At 65.6% G+C, this 17383-nt stretch carries 19 protein-coding genes, 1 tRNA gene and 1 pseudogene; 7 read left to right on the top strand and 14 right to left on the bottom strand.

Annotated elements, in window-relative coordinates:
* Positions 1-215, top strand: a pseudogene (locus AC1DVR_RS13475) (hypothetical protein); the annotation flags it as partial.
* A 187-nt stretch (positions 216-402) separates the two neighbouring features.
* On the opposite strand, the gene AC1DVR_RS13480 reads toward AC1DVR_RS13475, so the two are convergent.
* The 5 genes from AC1DVR_RS13480 to AC1DVR_RS13500 all read right to left on the bottom strand — a co-directional run bounded on the left by AC1DVR_RS13480 (position 403) and on the right by AC1DVR_RS13500 (position 4843).
* A complete protein-coding gene (locus AC1DVR_RS13480; protein ID WP_478001261.1) occupies positions 403-756 on the bottom strand; it encodes an Mth938-like domain-containing protein in 354 nt (117 codons plus the stop codon).
* Positions 757-772: 16 nt separating this feature from the next.
* Positions 773-1753: a protein translocase subunit SecF gene (secF, locus tag AC1DVR_RS13485; RefSeq protein ID WP_478001100.1), complete on the bottom strand. Its 981-nt coding sequence runs from the start codon at positions 1751-1753 to the stop codon at positions 773-775.
* A 10-nt stretch (positions 1754-1763) separates the two neighbouring features.
* On the bottom strand, positions 1764-3434 hold the full coding sequence (secD, locus tag AC1DVR_RS13490; RefSeq protein WP_478001101.1) for a protein translocase subunit SecD: 1671 nt from the start codon (positions 3432-3434) through the stop codon (positions 1764-1766).
* Positions 3435-3441: 7 nt separating this feature from the next.
* The gene (yajC, locus tag AC1DVR_RS13495) at positions 3442-3771 is read right to left on the bottom strand and encodes a preprotein translocase subunit YajC (RefSeq protein ID WP_478001102.1); all 330 of its coding nucleotides are present in this window, start codon (positions 3769-3771) and stop codon (positions 3442-3444) included.
* A gap of 229 nt (positions 3772-4000) precedes the next feature.
* Complete coding sequence (locus AC1DVR_RS13500; protein ID WP_478001103.1) at positions 4001-4843, bottom strand: class I SAM-dependent methyltransferase; 843 nt, start codon at positions 4841-4843, stop codon at positions 4001-4003.
* Between the two features lie 249 nt (positions 4844-5092).
* Here AC1DVR_RS13500 and serS point away from each other — a divergent pair, with 249 nt between their 5' ends.
* Positions 5093-6385, top strand: coding sequence for a serine--tRNA ligase (serS, locus tag AC1DVR_RS13505; RefSeq protein WP_478001104.1), 1293 nt, complete (start codon positions 5093-5095; stop codon positions 6383-6385).
* 211 nt (positions 6386-6596) lie between these two features.
* Here serS and tdh read toward each other — a convergent pair whose 3' ends face one another.
* The 8 genes from tdh to pdxH all read right to left on the bottom strand — a co-directional run bounded on the left by tdh (position 6597) and on the right by pdxH (position 13122).
* Positions 6597-7622 (bottom strand): L-threonine 3-dehydrogenase, encoded by a 1026-nt coding sequence (tdh, locus tag AC1DVR_RS13510; protein WP_478001105.1) that lies wholly within the window; start codon positions 7620-7622, stop codon positions 6597-6599.
* Complete coding sequence (locus tag AC1DVR_RS13515; protein ID WP_478001106.1) at positions 7622-8806, bottom strand: glycine C-acetyltransferase; 1185 nt, start codon at positions 8804-8806, stop codon at positions 7622-7624. The genes tdh and AC1DVR_RS13515 overlap by 1 nt, the downstream gene beginning before the upstream one ends.
* 151 nt (positions 8807-8957) lie before the next feature.
* Positions 8958-9518, bottom strand: coding sequence for a helix-turn-helix domain-containing protein (locus tag AC1DVR_RS13520; RefSeq protein ID WP_478001107.1), 561 nt, complete (start codon positions 9516-9518; stop codon positions 8958-8960).
* Positions 9519-9611: 93 nt separating this feature from the next.
* Entirely contained in the window at positions 9612-11039 is a 1428-nt protein-coding gene (locus AC1DVR_RS13525; RefSeq protein WP_478001108.1) for a protein adenylyltransferase SelO, read from the bottom strand.
* Between the two features lie 201 nt (positions 11040-11240).
* Positions 11241-11317, bottom strand: a tRNA-Pro gene (locus AC1DVR_RS13530).
* A gap of 61 nt (positions 11318-11378) precedes the next feature.
* On the bottom strand, positions 11379-11855 hold the full coding sequence (locus tag AC1DVR_RS13535) for a DUF192 domain-containing protein (protein WP_478001109.1): 477 nt from the start codon (positions 11853-11855) through the stop codon (positions 11379-11381).
* 2 nt (positions 11856-11857) lie between these two features.
* Positions 11858-12385 (bottom strand): cold-shock protein, encoded by a 528-nt coding sequence (locus tag AC1DVR_RS13540; protein ID WP_478001110.1) that lies wholly within the window; start codon positions 12383-12385, stop codon positions 11858-11860.
* Positions 12386-12519: 134 nt separating this feature from the next.
* The gene (gene pdxH, locus AC1DVR_RS13545; protein ID WP_478001111.1) at positions 12520-13122 is read right to left on the bottom strand and encodes a pyridoxamine 5'-phosphate oxidase; all 603 of its coding nucleotides are present in this window, start codon (positions 13120-13122) and stop codon (positions 12520-12522) included.
* A gap of 94 nt (positions 13123-13216) precedes the next feature.
* On the opposite strand from pdxH, the gene fabI reads away from it, so the two are divergent.
* Genes fabI through AC1DVR_RS13570 form a run of 5 tightly spaced genes read left to right on the top strand, consistent with a single transcriptional unit; the run spans position 13217 to position 16902 of the window.
* Positions 13217-14038 carry an enoyl-ACP reductase FabI gene (fabI, locus tag AC1DVR_RS13550; RefSeq protein ID WP_478001112.1) on the top strand — a complete coding sequence of 274 codons (822 nt, stop codon included), beginning with the start codon at positions 13217-13219 and terminating at the stop codon, positions 14036-14038.
* 42 nt (positions 14039-14080) lie between these two features.
* Positions 14081-14695 (top strand): LysE family translocator, encoded by a 615-nt coding sequence (locus tag AC1DVR_RS13555; RefSeq protein WP_478001113.1) that lies wholly within the window; start codon positions 14081-14083, stop codon positions 14693-14695.
* 24 nt (positions 14696-14719) lie between these two features.
* A complete protein-coding gene (gpt, locus tag AC1DVR_RS13560; RefSeq protein ID WP_478001114.1) occupies positions 14720-15238 on the top strand; it encodes a xanthine phosphoribosyltransferase in 519 nt (172 codons plus the stop codon).
* Between the two features lie 7 nt (positions 15239-15245).
* Positions 15246-15752: a DUF2127 domain-containing protein gene (locus AC1DVR_RS13565; RefSeq protein ID WP_478001115.1), complete on the top strand. Its 507-nt coding sequence runs from the start codon at positions 15246-15248 to the stop codon at positions 15750-15752.
* A 40-nt stretch (positions 15753-15792) separates the two neighbouring features.
* Entirely contained in the window at positions 15793-16902 is a 1110-nt protein-coding gene (locus tag AC1DVR_RS13570; RefSeq protein WP_478001116.1) for a pyridoxal phosphate-dependent aminotransferase, read from the top strand.
* Positions 16903-16909: 7 nt separating this feature from the next.
* Here AC1DVR_RS13570 and AC1DVR_RS13575 read toward each other — a convergent pair whose 3' ends face one another.
* The gene (locus tag AC1DVR_RS13575; protein WP_478001117.1) at positions 16910-17314 is read right to left on the bottom strand and encodes a DUF4177 domain-containing protein; all 405 of its coding nucleotides are present in this window, start codon (positions 17312-17314) and stop codon (positions 16910-16912) included.
* Positions 17315-17383: the final 69 nt, after the last annotated feature.

Raw genomic sequence — 17383 nt, forward strand, 5'->3', positions numbered from 1 at the left:
CCATCTGGGGCGGGCGACCCGCCATCAGACGCAGCCTCTACCTGGCCGGCCTCATCGCCTCACGCCACGATCCGAACATCAAAGCCTTCAGAGCACGACTCGCCGCCGCCGGAAAACCGACAAAAGTCGCCATCATCGCCTGCGCAAGAAAACTCCTGACAATTCTCAACGCAATGGTCAAAACAGGCAAAGACTACAACCAAACCAAAGCCTGAAAGACAGTTGCTACCGGCCAGCCGCGCTTTGCGTCTTCATCCAGACAGAAATATCCTCGGGAAGGTCCGGAAGGGCGGAACGCCCGTCCGGCGGGGTGGCGAGGAGGGGCTGGCCCCTCCCGGCCCGAGCCGATGGCTCCCAAAGGGAGCCTGAGAAGCGGGCCACCCTGACCCCCGCCCAAACCCCTCAGACCGGGATCAGACAGACAGCCACCCGCCGCCCCTCGCCCAGCAACACATTATAAGTCCGCGCCGCGGCGGGGGAGTTCATCACCTCGACCCCGATCCCCGCCTCTTCCAGCGCGTTGCGAAAATCCGCCGGCGCATGGGCAATCTCGGCCCCGGTGCCGAGGATCAGCACGTCGATCTTGTCCTTCAGCGTCAAGGGCGTCGCCCAATCCGTCAGCCCGTCCCAGGGCCGCGTGTCCCAGGGCGTCACGAGGCAAGCGCCGCGGATCAGATGGGTGCCGACCCGGAAGAAACCCGGCCCATAACCCTCGATGGCCAGGGCCGTGCCATAGCTGATCTCGGTGAAGCGGATGTCAACCATGGCTGCCTCAGGCGTCGATATTGGCGAATTCGTGGTCCGCACCCTTGCCGGTGTTCTTGGGCTTGTCCGAGCGGTCCAGACCGAGGAACAGCACCAGGTTCTTGGCCACGAAGACCGAGGAATAGGTCCCCAACAGAATACCGATGAAAATCGCGAAGGAGAAGCCGCGGATCACGTCGCCACCCAGTGCCAGCATCGACCCCACCGCCAGAAGCGTGGTCAGCGAGGTGGCAAGCGTCCGGGTCAGCGTCTCGTTGACCGACAGGTTCATCACCTCTTTCAGGGGCATCGTCTTGTACTTGATCAGGTTTTCGCGCAACCGGTCAAACACCACCACGGTGTCGTTGATCGAATAGCCGAGGATGGTCAGCAAGGCCGCCACGATGGTCAGATCGAACTTGATCTGGAACACCGCGAAAATCCCCACCGTGATGAAGACGTCATGCAACAGCGCCAAGACTCCGCCCAGGGCGAACTGCCATTCGAAGCGCAGCCAGATATAGGCCAGGATCCCGAAGGAGGTGGCCGCCAGCGCCTTGATCGAGGACCAGACCAGTTCGGACGACACTTTCGGCCCCACCGTCTCCATCGAGACGATCTTCAGATTCGGGTCCATCGCGGTCAGCGCGGTCTGCACCGATTTCAGCCCCTCGTCGCTGATCTGCTCCTGACCCTTGGGGGCCGAAAGCCGGATCGCGGCCACATGCTGATCGGCGCGGAACGAGGGGTCGAAGACCTCGTTGATCGCCACATCCCCCAGCCCCAGCTTGTCGAGGGTCGAGCGGTAGAGCGCCGTGTCGATCACCGTGGTCGAATCCGTGCGCAGCGTGGTGCCGCCCTTGAAGTCGATGCCGAAGTTCAGCCCCATGACGCCCCAGGCGACAAAGGACAGCACCATCAGCAGCATCGAGCCGCCAAAAGTCAGCCATTGGTGTTTGAAGAAGTCGAACGTCGTATGTTCGGCAGCCAGTCTCAGACGCCATGCCATGGTTATATCCTCACACGATCAGGGTCTTGGGCTTGCGCCAGTTATACCAGGCCTGGATGATCAGCCGCGTCACGAAAAGCGCGGTGAAGACCGAGGTCACGATGCCGATGCCCAACGCCACGGCAAAGCCGCGCACCGGACCTGCGCCGAAGAAATAGAGCACGATCGCGGTGATCAACGTGGTGACGTTGGCGTCCACGATGGCCGACATTGCCCGCTCATAACCGATCTCGATGGCGCGGGCGGCGGTCTTGGCGTGGCGCAGTTCCTCGCGGATCCGCTCGTAGACCAGCACGTTGGCGTCAACCGCCGTGCCGATGGTCAGCACCAGACCGGCGATCCCCGGCAGGGTCAGCGTACCGCCGATCATCGACAGGATGCCGAAGATCACGCCCATGTTCAGCACCAGCGCGATATTGGCGAAAAGCCCGAAGATGCCATAGCTCGCCAGCATGAAGAGGCCGACAGCGCACATCCCGACAATCGCGGCGATCTTGCCGGCGTCGATCGAATCCTGACCGAGTTCCGGGCCAACGGTGCGCTCTTCCAGGAAGGACATCTCGGCCGGCAGGGCGCCGGCGCGCAACAGGACCGCAAGGCTCGTCGCATTCTCGACCGTGAAATTGCCGGTGATGATGCCGGAACCGCCGGTGATCGCGGTCTGGATGGTCGGCGCCGAAATCACCTGCTTGTCCAGCACGATAGCGAAGGGTTGGCCGACATGCGCCCCGGTATATTCGCCGAACTTGCGCGCGCCTGAAGTGTCAAAGCGGAAGCTGACGGCGGGCCGGCCGTTCTGGTCGAAGGAGGGCTGCGCATCGACAAGGTTATCCCCGGTCACGACCGGCAATTCCTCGACCGTGTAATAAAGCCCCGGCCGGTCGGACGCCGGCAAAAGCAGGTTACCCGGGCCCGGATTGGCGGTCTTGTCCGCCGTCTGGCCGATCACCGTGTTGAAGGTCAGCTTGGCCGTGGTGCCGATGATCGCCTTCAGCTCCTCGGCCGAGCCGACGCCCGGCACTTCGATCAGGATGCGGTCCGCGCCCTGCCGCTGGATCGAGGGTTCCCGCGTCCCCGCCGCATCAACCCGGCGCCGGATGATCTCAAGGCTTTGCTGCATGGTCCGGTTGTCGGTCGCGGCCTTTTCGGCATCCGACAGGGTGATGACGATGTCCTGGCCATCGGCCGTGACATTCATGTCCTTCTGCCCGGCCCCGGTCAGGCTGACCACGTTGGAGGTCAGGCCCTGAATCTTGGCCACCGCCGCCTGCACGCCATCGGCATTGGTGATCGCAATGCGCAGGGTGCCATCCGGCGACGGCTGGCGCTTGACCGGGCCGGTCGCGTCGCGGATGTCCTTCAGGGCATCGCGGGCGTCGGGCCAGAAGGCATCCAGGCGCTGTTTATAGACATCGGCCAGCTTGACCTCGGCCAGAAGATGCGCGCCGCCGCGCAGATCGAGGCCAAGGTTGACCAAGGCCGAGGGCGCCCAGGAGGGCCACTGATCCACCGCCGCCTGCTGCTCTGCCGTGGCAGTCCCGCCCGCTTTCGCAATCGCGGTCAGCGCGTCGTTATGGGTTTCAACCCGGCTGTAAAACAGGTTCGGCGCCGCCATGATCAGGCCGATCAGAACGACCGCCCAGATCAGCAGGCGCTTCCAGAGGGGAGTGGTCAGTTGCATGTCGCTCTCAGGAGGTCGCGGGTTCGGTCTTGGACATCACTTGCGTGATCGTGTGCTTGGCCACCTTGACCTTGACGCCATCGGCGATCTCGACCTCCAGCACGCCATCGTCACCCACCTTGGTGACCTTGCCGATGATGCCGCCACCGGTCAGCACCTGATCGCCGCGCCGCACGCCCTCGATCATCGCCTTGAGGTCCTTCATCTTCTTTTGCTGCGGACGGATCAGCAGAAAATACATGATCCCGAAGATCAGGACGAGGGGCAGGAAAGAGGTAATCGCAGAGCCGGCGCCAGCGGCACCCGCAGTCTGAGCATAAGCGGCAGTCACGAACATCGGTCGTCCTTTCGGTCAGGCCATCAGGGCCAGTCAGCTGGCCAAGGGAATTGGTCCGAGGCAGAGGCCCACCCCGGAATTTCGCCGCACCCTACAGACGGGGGGGCGGATGCGCAAGGCAAGCCACAGGTCAGCGCGCAGACCCGTGATCACTGCATCCAATGCTAATTCGGCACCCGACTGGCGGGTTTCAACCCCGCGCCGCCATTACCGGCGCCTGAAGGGTCCTTCACCCCGCCGCAGGCCGCCGCGCCGTCACGATCAGCGCCTGCATCGGCCGGGCCAGCGGTCCGGGGCCAAAGCGGCGCACCAAAGCCTCCGCGACCTCTGCCGTCACCTCTCCCAACCGGCCCGGCGCACGGGCCTCGATCTCGGGGCGCATCGGCGTGCCCTGACAGATCGCCGTGGCCGCCGCCATCGCGTCTGGCGCGGTCGAGATGCGGTCCACCGTCTCGACCTCGATCGCATCGAAGCCCGCCGCCCGCAGATCGTCGCCGATCCGGGCCGCGTCGTGGTAGCCATGCGGGATGCGTGCGATGAAATCCGGCGGGCTTGCCGGAAAGATCTCGGCCAGGGCGGTCAGCACCGCCTCGGTGATGATATTGTGCGAGAGCGGCCCCCAGACCGTCATCACGAAGCTGCCGCCCGGGTGCAGGACCCGCAGGGCCTCGGCAAAGCCCCTGACCTTGTCGGGAAAGAACATGGCGCCAAACTGGCAGATCACCACGTCAAAGGCCGCATCGGGTTCGGCAAGCGCCAGCGCATCGGCCGCCTGCCAGACCAGCCGGCGGTCGGCCGGCTGCAGACTGCGCGCCACCTCCAGCATCGCGGGGTTGAGGTCGGTGACCAGATAGCGCGCCTCCGGCCCCAGAAGGGGGGCAAGCGCCCGCGGCACCACCCCGCTGCCCGCCGCCGTCTCCAAGACCGCCGAGGGGTGCAGCGCCGCCACCCGCCGCGCCACCTCCTCGGCATAGGGGGTGAAGAGCATCGGCACCATCAGCGTGTTGTAAAGCTCGGGGATCGCCCCGGCAAAGACCGTATCCGTCGCCCGACCCACCCCAGCTTCCACCATGACGCCCTCCCCGATGGCAAGGCCGCATCATGCGCCTGCAACAACCGGCCACCAAGCAAATTCGCCAAGTCTCCTTGAGCGGCAACCGGGACGCAAAACCTAATCAAAGATTAACATATTTAATATTGTCGTTATTTATCATATGTTTATCTCAGATTGCACGCGTGCAATCCCGCGATTTCACACCCTTTCCCTGAAAGCGCAAATCAGGCATAACCGCGCCCACGACTTGAACCCAGAGGCCCCAAAATGCACGACATCCGCGCCATCCGTGAAAACCCCGCCGCTTTCGACGCGGCCCTGTCGCGTCGCGGACTGTCCGGCCTCTCGTCCGAGATCCTGGCCCTTGACGAGGCCCGCCGCGCCAAGATCCTCGCCGCCGAAACCGCCACCGCCGAGCAGAACCGCGCCTCCAAAGAGGTCGGCGCCGCCAAGGCCCGCGGCGACAACGCCGAATTCGAACGCCTGCGCGCCCTCGTCGCCGAGAAGAAGGCCGAGATCCAGCGCCTGACCGAAGAGGCCGCCGCCGAGGACACCCGCCTGCGCGACATGCTGATGGGCATCCCCAACCTGCCCCTGGACGAAGTGCCCGAGGGCCGCGACGAGGCCGACAATGTCGAAATCCACCGCTGGGGCAACCCCCGCAACTTCGACTTCACCCCGAAGGAACATTTCGACATCCCCGGCGTGAAGCCCGGCATGGATTTTGAGACCGCCGCCAAACTCTCCGGCAGCCGCTTCGTGGTCCTGAAGGGCGCCGTGACCCGCGTCCACCGGGCGCTGGCCCAGATGATGCTCGACACCCATGTCGAAGAACACGGGCTGCAGGAAACCTGGACCCCGGTTCTGGTCAAGGAAGAGGCAATGTACGGCACCAACCAGCTGCCGAAATTCGCCGAGGACAGCTACCAGACCACCAATGGCTGGTGGCTGATCCCGACCGCGGAAGTCACCCTCACCAACACCGTCTCGGGCGAGATCGTCGAAGAGGCGCAACTGCCGATCCGGATGACCGCCCATACCCAGTGCTTCCGCTCCGAAGCCGGCTCCTCGGGCAAGGACACCACGGGCATGCTGCGCCAACACCAGTTCGAAAAGGTCGAAATGGTGACGATCTGCACCCCGGAAACCGCGCTGGCCGAACACGACCGGATGACCAATTGCGCGCAAGCCATCCTCGAAAAGCTCGGCCTGCCCTACCGCACCATCGTGCTTTGCACCGGCGACATGGGCTTCGGCGCGCAAAAGACCCATGACCTTGAGGTCTGGCTGCCCGGCCAACAGAAATACCGCGAGATTTCCTCGGTCTCGACCTGCGGCGCCTTCCAGGCGCGCCGGATGAACGCCCGCTTCCGCCCGACCGCCGGCGGCAAGCCGGAATATCTGGCCACGCTCAACGGCTCCGGCCTTGCCGTCGGCCGCTGCCTGATCGCGGTGCTGGAGAACGGCCAGCAGGCCGATGGCTCGGTCGACCTGCCCGCAGCGCTCCACCCCTACCTCGGCGGCAAGACCCGGATCACCGCCGAAGGCGCCCTGTCCTGAGCCCAAAAGGGGGGCTGTCTGCCCCCCTCGCGCTGACGCGCTCACCCCCCGAGAGTATTTGTACAGAGGGCAAGGGCAAAAGGTCTGGGCCCAAGAGTCCCGCCCCCCTTGCGCTTTGCCCCAATACTCCTGCCGGAGGCCCTTGACCTGAAGCCGGTTGGCCGCAGGCCAGAGGCGAGGATAAGTCTTGCGCCGCAGGCGCGCCTTTGGATCAGGTCCAGTCCAGCACGACCTTGCCGGAAAGACCCGAACGCATCGTCTCGAACCCGGTGACAAAATCGGCCGCCTTGAAGCGGTGGGTGATCACCTTACGCACGTCGAGGCCGTTTTCCAGCATCGCGATCATCTTGTACCAGGTCTCGAAAATCTCGCGGCCATAGACGCCCTTGATCGTGATCGCCTTGAAGACGATCCGGCTCCAGTCCACCGGCGATTTGCCGGGCGGAATCCCCAGCATCGCGATCTTGCCGCCCATCACCAGGCTTTCGATCATCTGGTCCAGCGCCTGCTGGTTGCCCGACATCTCCATCCCGATGTCAAAGCCCTGCGCCATCTTGAGGCGGCCTTGCACCTCGCGCAGGTCTTCCTTCGCGACGTTCACCGGGGTCACGTCGGCCACTTGCGCCGCCAGTTCCAGCCGGGCCGGGTTCACGTCGGTGATCACCACATGCCGGGCGCCGACATGCCGCGCTACCGCCGCCGCCATGATGCCGATGGGGCCTGCCCCGGTGATCAGGACATCCTCGCCCACCAGATCGAAGGACAGCGCGGTGTGGACCGCATTGCCCAACGGGTCGAGGATCGCGCCGATGTCGTCGTCAATCGCATCGGGCAAGGGCACGACGTTGAAGGCGGGCAGGCGCAGATATTCCGCGAAGGCGCCGGGTTCGTTCACCCCGATGCCGCGCGTCGCGGGGTCAAGGTGGAAGCGCCCGGCCCGCGATTGGCGCGAGAGCTTGCCGATCAGGTGCCCCTCGCCCGAGCAGCGCTGGCCGATCTCCAGCCCCTCGACCAAGGCGCCCTTGGCCACGATCTCGCCGGCGAATTCGTGCCCGGTGACCAGACCCACCGGCACCGTCTTGGCCGCCCATTCGTCCCAGTTCCAGATATGGATATCAGTGCCGCAGATCCCGGTTTTCTTCACCTTGATCAGCACATCCTCCGGCCCGATATCCGGAACCGGGCGATCTTCCGCCCAAAGCCCCACCTCTGCCTTGGATTTGACCAGAGCCTTCATCACAGCACCCCCACAGCGCGGCCCGCTGCCGCAAAAGCATCCAAGCCGAAATCCAGATCCGCCCGCGTCAGCGCGGCGTTCATCTGCGTCCTGATCCGCGCGAGGCCACGCGGCACCACCGGGAAGAAGAAGGCCGAGACCATGACCCCGCGTGCATCCAGCGCCTTGGCGAAGTCCTGCGCCAAGGGCGCCTCGCCGATCATCACCGGCACGATCGGATGGCTGCCCGGCAGCAGGCGGAAGCCGGCAGCCTCCAGCCCCGCGCGCCAGTACTGCGCGTTCTCGGTCAGGCGGGCGCGAAGATCATCAGCGCCCTCGACGATATCCAGCGCCGCCAGCGCCGCCGCCACCACCGCGGGCGGCAGGGCGTTGGAGAAGAGATAGGGTCGCGCCCGCTGGCGCAACAGGTCGATCACCGGCTGCGGTCCGGCGATATAGCCGCCGAGCGCGCCCCCCAAGGCCTTGCCGAAGGTGCCGGTCAGGATATCCACCTTGACCCCGGCCCGCGCCGGGGTGCCCCTGCCCTGCGGGCCGACAAAGCCGGTCGCGTGGCAATCGTCCACCATGGTCAGCGCGTCATATTTCGCCGCAAGCCGGGTCACCTCCCCCAGATCGGCAAAGGTACCGTCCATCGAAAAGACCCCGTCCGTTGCCACCAGAATGAAGCGCGCACCGCCGTCGCGGGCGGCCTGCAGCTGGCGCTCCAGATCCTCCATGTCGTTGTTCTGGAAGCGGAACCGCTTCGCCTTGGAGAGGCGGATCCCGTCGATGATCGAGGCATGGTTGAGGCTGTCCGAGATGATCGCATCGGCCTCGCCCAAGAGCGGCTCGAAGACCGCGCCATTGGCGTCGAAACAGGCGGCGAAGAGGATCGAATCCTCAGCGCCGAGGAAGCCTGCCAACCGGGTTTCCAGCTGCCGGTGCAGATCCTGCGTGCCGCAGATGAAACGGACCGAGGCCATGCCGTAGCCATGGCTGTCCATCGCCGCCTTGGCTGCCGAAATCAGGCGAGGATCGTCGGCCAACCCCAGGTAATTGTTGGCACAAAGGTTCAGCATCTCGCGCCCGGCGATCCGAACGCGGGCGCCTTGCGGCCCTTCGATCAGCCGCTCGCGTTTCATCAGGCCCTCGGCCTCGATCCCCGCGAGGGTCGCTTTCAGGTGGGTCAGGAAGGCGTCTGGCATTGCGGAATCTCCTCCGGTTTAGCGGAATAATCGCGGATAAAGCAGAGTGTGTCAATATAACGGAATCATATCCGCCACAGCGGACTCCCTGCTTCATCCAGATACAAATATCCTGCAGGGGGTCCGGGGGATGCAAAATCCCCCGGCGGGGTCAGCTGTCCTGCACGATCAGAATGGCGCGCGCCGCCCCGTCCAGCGCATGGATGGCATGGGGGCGGTCAGCGGGGTAGCGGGCGGTGTCGCCGGGGCCGAGGCGGCTTTCGTCGTCGCCGCTGAGCACCCGCAGATGGCCCTCGATCACGGTCAAATGTTCACGGCAGCCGGGGGAATGCGGGTCGCTGACGAGGTCGCCGCCGGGGCCGAAGGTCAGGTCATAGACCTCATGCTCGCCGACCGCCTCGGCGGGCGACAGGATGCGGATGACGAGATCACGGCCACGGCCGCCGATCACCGGGGCGGCCTCGGCGCGGATCACCTCGATGCCGGGCGAGGGGCGGCCTTCGAGGAGACCCGCGAAATCGACTTGCAGCGCCTGGGTCAGGTTCCAGAGGGTCGCCACAGTGGGCGAGGATTCGCCCCGCTCGATCTGGCTGACCATCGAGCGGCTGACGCCCGAAAGCTTGGCCACCGCATCAAGGCTGAGGCCACGCGCCTTGCGCGCCTCACGCAGGGAGGCGGCCAAACGGTCGTGGATGTCGGAGCGCGGGTTCATGGCGGCATATGACGCCAGGCCCTGCCCCGCCGTCAACGCCCTGCAGGGGGCGGTGAAGCCTCCGGCGGGGATATTTTCGTCTGGATGAAAACCTCAGGTGCCGCAGAAGGTGACATAGGGGCCGAAGCCCGAGGGGGCGGGCAAGCTGTAGGCTTCGCGGCCGGTGTCGGGGGCGAAGGGGGATTGGATGGCCTGCAGCAGGGCGCGGAAGGGGGCCATGTCACCGTCGGTGGCGGCGGCCAGGGCCTCTTCCACCTTGTGGTTGCGCGGGATGACGGCGGGGTTGGCGGCGCGCAGGGCCGCGGGCGCGCCGGGGGCGAGGCGGGCGCGCCATTGCGGCAGCCAGGCGATCATTGGCGCCGGATCAGGGAGAAGCGACAGAAGCGGCGCCTCGCGTCCTTCGGCGGCATCGGCGAGGCGACGGAAGCTGAGCGTCCAGTCGGCCGCGGTGATCGCCTGCAGGAAGGCGTCGGCCAGGGCGCCGTCGCCGGGGTCTATGCCGTCAAGGCCGAGCTTCACGCGCATGACGGCTTCCCAGGCTTGGCGATAGGCCGGGGCGATGGCGTCAAGCCGCTGGTTGGCGATCTCGACAGCCCGCGCCTCATCCGCGTCGATCAGGGGCAGCAGGGCCTCGGCCAGGCGTGAGATGTTCCAGGCCATGATCTGCGGCTGGTTGGCATAGGCATATCGCCCCTGCCGGTCGATCGAGGAGAAGACGGTGCCCGGCGCATAGGCCTCCATGAAGGCACAAGGGCCGTAGTCGATCGTCTCGCCCGAGAGCGCCATATTGTCGGTGTTCATCACCCCATGGATGAAGCCGAGCCCCATCCATTGCGCGATGAGCGCGACCTGCCGGGCGGTGACCGCATCGAAAAGGCCGAGCGCGTCGTCGGGGGCGAGGTGGGGATAGTGGCGGGCGATGGTATAGGCGGTCAGCGCCTTCAGCTTCGGCATATCCTCGCGCGCGGCGAAGAACTGGAAGGTGCCGACGCGGATGTGGCTGGCAGCAATCCGGGCCAGCACCGCGCCGGGCACGAGGCCGGTGTCGCGGCGGATCCGCTCGCCCGTGGCGGTGACCGCCAGCGACCGGGTGGTGGGCACGCCTAGCGCCGCCATCGCCTCGGAGATCAGATATTCGCGCAGCATCGGCCCGAGCGCCGCCTTGCCATCGCCGCCGCGCGAAAAGGAGGTGCGGCCGGAGCCCTTCAGCTGCAGGTCGAACCGGCCGCCCGCAGCGGTCAACTCGCCGAGGAGATGCGCGCGCCCGTCGCCCAGCTGCGGCGAGAAACCGCCGAACTGGTGGCCGGCATAGGCTTGGGTGATAGGATCAGCCCCCGGCGGCAGGGCCCCGCCGGCCAGCCAGGACGGATGCGCCGCAAGCTCCTGCGGATCAAGGCCGAGGCTGCGGGCCAGGCCTTCGTTCAGCACCAGAATCTCGGGTGCCGGCGCCACGGAGGGCACCTCGCGCAGATAGGTGCCGGGCAAGTCGCGGGCATAGGAATGGTCGAAGGTCAGGGCCATGTGGGTCTCCTTGGCGCCAGATATGGGCGCAAGCGGGGCGGGCTGCAAGTCCGGCCAACCGGCGCCGTGGCCCGGCCTGGCGCAGGTGCCGGCCAAAGGCGCGCCCCCCACAGCCGCGATTTATCGCGGCTGCCTCCGCCCGGTGCCATGGCCGCGATTTATCGCGGCCATGGCACCGGGCAACCCGCAGGAGAGGGAAATTGGTCGGAGTGAAGGGATTCGAACCCCCGACATCCTGCTCCCAAAGCAGGCGCGCTACCTGACTGCGCTACACTCCGTACCTTCAGGCTTCCTAGCCCGGTTTTGCGGGATTGAAAAGCACCCGGTGCAGATCACGCCCTAGTTTGCACAAGACCAGCTGGCCATCGAGGGGTCGATCTGCGCGGCCCGCATCTCCGCCCCCGGGACGATGCCCATCCGGGCGGCCAGCCCCGCGTTGATTTCAAGGACATAGGTCACGCCCTCGCCGCCATCAATCGGCGTGAGGTCGCCCGGCACCGCGTTGGCATGCACCCGTGTCACCCGGCCCGTGGCATCGGCAAACACCATGTCCAGCGGGATCAGCGTGTTCTTCATCCAGTAGAAGGCATGCTCCGGCAGGTCATAGACGAAGAGCATCCCGGCCGAGGCGGACATGTGATCGCGAAACATCAGGCCCTTGGCGCGCTCGGCCTCGGTATCGGCCACATCGACGGTGAAGCGGGCCTGACCGCCCTTCCAGCGCAGTTCCACCGCATCGGGGGCACAGGCAGCCAAGGCTTGGCCGGCAAGGGCCTGACCCGTCAGGGCAGCCGCGGCCAGGGCCAGCAGGGCCATCCTCACTCGCGTCGCGCAGAGCCTTCCCATGACACCACCTGTACGGCCATCCGGCCCCTCTTGCCCTCGACGATCCTGAGGCAGACCGCCTCGCCCGCCTGAAGATCGGCAAAGCCCGAGACGCGCAGCACCTCGACATGGACGAAAACATCCTCGGGCCGGCCAAAGACATTGGCGAAGCCGAATCCCTTGTCCTTGTCGAACCACTTCACGCGGGCCGGTTCAAGCGGCAAGTCGGCGTAATCCTCGGCGACGGTGCCTTCCTGCTCGCTCAGGTTGAGCTGCAGCCCGGGCGGCGGGGCGATTTCCAGCACCTCGACCGCCTGCTGGCCGCGCGCGGTCTTCTGCACCCGGACCGTGATCGAGGAGCCGTCCGAGACCGAGCTTTGCCCGAAATTCCGCAGCACATTGGCGTGCAGCAGAATATCACTGCCGCCCTCACCGGCGACGATGAAGCCAAAACCCTTGCCGGGATCGAACCACTTTACGTGCCCTTGAAGGATCAGGGGCGTCTTGTCATCGTCTTCCATGGGCCACGGTATTTTCCGGTGTAAGTCTCGCACGCAAATGCATGCAACGAACAAAAACGAACATGCAAGAGGCAAAGATGAGAAAACAGGCATCTCTTACGTTAACGTCACCCCCGCGCTCATCAAAACGCCGGTCAGGGGTTCAGCCTTTCGATCACCCAATCCGCGGTTGCACTCTGCCGGGTCCAGCGAAACCGGTCGTGCAGGCGGAAGGCGCCATCGGCCCAGAACTCGATCTCGACCGGGGTGATGCGGAAGCCGCCCCAGAACGGCGGGCGTTTCGGGTTCGGACCCTGGGCCAGGGTGACCTTGGCCACCTCGGCCATCAGGGCGCCGCGCGACGACAGCGGCTGGGACTGGTCGCTGGCCCAGGCGCCGAGCCGGGATTTCAGGCTGCGCGAGGCGTAATAGGCATCGGCCTGCGGCCCCTCCTCGCGGGTGACGGTGCCGCGCACCCGGATCTGCCGGCGCAGCGACTTCCAGTGCATCACGAAAGCCGCCGTGCCCGAGCCCGCGATCTCCTGCGCCTTCTTCGAGCCGTAGTTGGTGTAAAAGACAAAGGCCGCGTCCTCGATGTCCTTCAAGAGGACCATCCGCACATTGGGCAGGCCCGCCGCATCGACCGTGGCCAGCGCAATCGCGTTGGGATCGTTGGTTTCGGTGGCTTCCGCCTCGGCCAACCAGGCTTTTGCGAGAACAAAGGGGTCGTCCCCCGCGAAAATGCCCGTTCTGTCCATCTTCCACCCTCCTGTAACGCCAGCCCCGCCCTTGATGCAGCCGCACCTTTCGCCTACACCGGGCCCCAGCGGATAGGTGGCTGGGGAAGACCGAATGTCAACTGGACTTATGGCAGGTAAGCGGGGCCTTATCATGGGCCTTGCCAACGACAAATCCATTGCCTGGGGCATCGCCAAGACTCTGGCCGATCACGGCGCGGAAATGGCGTTCTCGTATCAGGGCGAGGCTTTGAAAAAACGGGTCGATCCGCTGATCGCCTCGATCGGCATGTCCGAGATGGTGGAATGCGATGTCTCGGACGAGGCATCGATCGACGCGCTGTTCGCGCGGCTGGGCGAAAAGTGGGGCAAGCTGGACTTTCTGGTCCATGCCATCGGCTTCTCCGACAAGAACGAGCTGCGCGGGCGCTATGTCGATACGTCGAAGGCGAATTTCGCCATGACGATGGACATCTCGGTCTATTCCTTCACCTCGGTGTCGCGGCGTGCGGCGGCGATGATGGCGGATGGCGGCAGCCTTCTGACCCTGACCTATTACGGCGCCGAAAAGGTCATGCCGCATTACAACGTGATGGGCGTGGCCAAGGCGGCGCTGGAGGCTTCGGTGAAGTATCTGGCCGAGGATCTCGGCAAGGACGGCATCCGGGTCAATGCAATCTCGGCCGGGCCGATCAAGACCCTCGCCGCCTCGGGCATCGGCGATTTCCGCTACATCATGAAGTGGAACGAGCTGAACTCCCCCTTGCGCCGCAACGTCGATCAGGAAGAGGTCGGCAAGGCGGCGCTGTTCCTCTTGTCCGACCTGGGCAGCGGCACCACGGGCGAGAACCTGCATGTCGATGCGGGTTATCATGTCGTCGGCATGAAGGCGGTCGATGCGCCCGATATTGACGCCGCGAACGGGCGCAAGGACTGAGCCGGGCTCGGTTTCGGGTCGGTCGGGGGTGAGGAGGATCGGATGTCGCTGGCAGCTTTCCTGGGCTTTTGTTTTCTGACGCTGCTGGGGGCGATCTCTCCGGGGCCGGCGGTGCTGATGTCGGCCCGCACCGGGCTGACCGAGGGGTTCCGGGTCGGCACCTTCCTCGCCATGGGCATCGGGCTCGGCGCCTGTTTCTGGGCGGTCTGCGCCATGTCGGGGCTGGGGCTGGTCTTTGCCTGGGCACCCTGGGCGCTGACCGCGCTGAAGCTGGGCGGCGGCGCCTTTCTGATCTGGACCGGCATCAAGCTCTGGCTCCACGCGCGCGAACCGCTGTCGGACGGCGACGCTCGCGCCACCCCGCGCGGCGCGGGTTCCGCCCTGTGGCTTGGCATCGTGACGCAGCTGACCAACCCCAAGCCGGTGGTGGTGATGTCCGCCATATTTCTGGGCACCGTGCCGCCGACGACACCCTTCTGGCAGTATCTCGCGCTGATCGCTGTCATCTTCGTGAACGAAACTGTCTGGAACATGTCAGTTGCCCGTATCTTCTCGCTTGACCGGACGCGGGCGCGGTATATCAGCCTGAAGACTGTTCTGGACCGCCTGTTCGGAGGGATGCTCTTCCTCTTCGGGCTCAAGGTGGCCGCGACCTGAGAGCCAAATTCGAGAGATTTCGCCATGACCGACCGTCTGCCGCATGAAAAGGGCTTCCACGTCAGCTGGGACCAGATCCACCGCGATGCGCGGGCGCTGGCCTGGCGTCTGGATGGCAAGGGGCCGGATGGCGGCGCCTGGCGCGCCGTGGTTGGCATCACCCGCGGCGGGCTTGTGCCCGCGATGATCGTCAGCCGCGAGCTGGATATCCGCGTGGTCGATACGATCTCGGTCAAGTCCTATCACTCCGGTGGCGGAGCCGCCGATCAGCGCAGCGAGGCGGTGGTGACCAAGGCCCCGCAGGCTGACCTCATGGGCGACGGCACCGGCATCCTGATCGTCGATGACCTGGTGGACAGCGGCAAGACGCTGGAACTGGTGCGCACGCTTTACCCCAAGGCGCATTTCGCCACGGTCTATGCCAAGCCCAAGGGCAAGCCGATGGTGGACAGCTATATCACGGAAGTGTCACAGGATACCTGGATATTCTTCCCTTGGGACATGGCCTTGCAATATGTCCAGCCCTACCGCGGTCAGGACTGAGGATGACATGCTGATCAATCCGGCCAGTCGGCTGGGCAAGTGGCTGCATTGGCTGTTCGAGGCCAGTCTGGTGCTGAAAGGCCTTTTTGCCGCTGGTGAAAGCCTTGGCGGCCTTGGGCTGCTGCTGACGCCGAACATGACGATCATCAATTTCGTCGGCTGGCTGACCCGCCACAACCTGACCCAGCAACCCGATGCCGACATGGCGCAATGGGTGCAGCACCTGACCCAGGCCTTTCCGATCCAGGTCCAGCATTTCTACGCCTTCTACCTTCTGGCGCATGGCGCGATCAAGTTTGCCATGGTGATCATGCTGGCGCGGCGCATCCTCTGGGCCTATCCCGGCGCCATGGTGCTGCTGGCAGGCTTCGTGGTCTATCAGATGACCGAGTTCCTGAGCCATGGCTCGCTGGCCTTCCTGGCGCTGTCCTGTCTCGACACGATCATGATCGTGCTGGTCTACCGCGAATGGGGCGTGCTGAAACTTCTCAAAAGTCAGGCCMACCCCGGCTGAGCCCTTGATCTGGCCCGGCAAAGCGGGTCAATTCGGGCGCATGAAAAGCCCGATCCTGACCCCTCTGGCAGAAAGCCTGCCCGCCACCGTCCCCTTCGTCGGACCCGAGACGCAGGAGCGTCAGCGCGGTCGCCCCTTCGTGGCGCGGCTCGGCGCCAATGAAAGCCTCTTCGGCCCCTCGCCCCGCGCCGTGCAGGCGATGCGCGAGGCGGCTGCCGAGGTCTGGATGTATGGCGACCCCGAATGCCACGACCTCAAGGCCGCCATTGCACAGCACCATGGCGTGACACCGGCCCATGTCGTGGTGGGCGAAGGCATCGACGGGCTGCTCGGCCTTCTGGTCCGGCTGATGATCGGGCCGGGCGATGCGGTGGTCACCTCTGCCGGGGCCTACCCGACCTTCAATTTCCATGTCGCGGGCTTTGGCGGCACACTGCACCGCGCGCCGTACAAGGGCGATTTCGAGGACCCGGAGGCGCTTCTGGCCCTCGCCCGGCAGACCGGGGCGCGGCTGATCTATCTTGCGAACCCCGACAACCCGATGGGCAGCCACCACCCCGCCGCCGCCATCGCCGCGATGATCGAGGCTCTGCCCGAGGGCTGTCTTCTGGCGCTGGACGAGGCCTATGTCGAACTCGCGCCCCCCGGCACGGCGCTGGAGGTGGCACCCGACGACCCACGCGTGATCCGCTTTCGCACCTTTTCCAAGGCGCATGGCATGGCCGGGCTGCGTCTGGGCTATGCGCTGGCCGCACCCGGGCTGGCGCAGGCCTTCGACAAGGTGCGCAACCATTTCGGCGTGGGACGGTTAGCACAGGCGGGCGGCATCGCGGCGCTCTCCGATCCGACGCATCTGGAGGCGGTGCGGGCCTGGGCCGTGGCCGGGCGCGAGACTTTGGGGCGGATCGCAAGGGCGAACGGGCTTCGCCCCCTGCCCTCGGCCACCAATTTCGTCACACTGGATTGCGGGCGCGACGGCGCCCATGCCCGCGCGGTGATGGCGGCCCTGCTGGCGCGGGACATCTTCGTGCGGATGCCGGGGATTGCCCCGCTTGACCGCTGCATCCGGATCAGCCTCGGCGATGCGGCGGGCTTTGCGGCGCTGGAAAGCGCCCTGCCGCTGGCGCTGGCCGATCTGGGCCAGCGCTGAGGGGCTGCTAGTCTGCCACCAAATCCGGATTGGCCGGCCCGAGCGCCGGGGCCGCGCCGACCGGATGGCTCGCCGCCCCCAGAACCGGCGCGGTTGCCGGCATCGGCGCGGGATCTGCCGTCAGCAGGCGCTGTTGCTGGTTCAGCGCGGTGGTCGCCACCTCCTCGCACAGCGTCTCGGGCAGCGGGCGGCGGAAGACCAGCATGTTCTGGAAGGTGGTTTTCGAGCCGGTCAGCCCGACCCGTTCCTCACAAGGCAGCGCGTCAGAGCGTTGATACTCCCAGCCCTCAAGCCCCATCTTGTTCATCAGCCCGGTCAGCACGAAGGCAAACCGCTCTTCAACCGTCTTGAGGCCACGCGCCTTTTCGCCCTTACGCGGCGCGGGCACGACCCGGTATTCGTAACTTTGCATGAAATCCTCGAAACCAGACCCGCCTTGCGGGCAATTGCTGTCATAATAGAGAGATTCGGGGGCCAAGGC

The organism is Rhodobacter sp. P2_H5 (assembly GCF_056403335.1).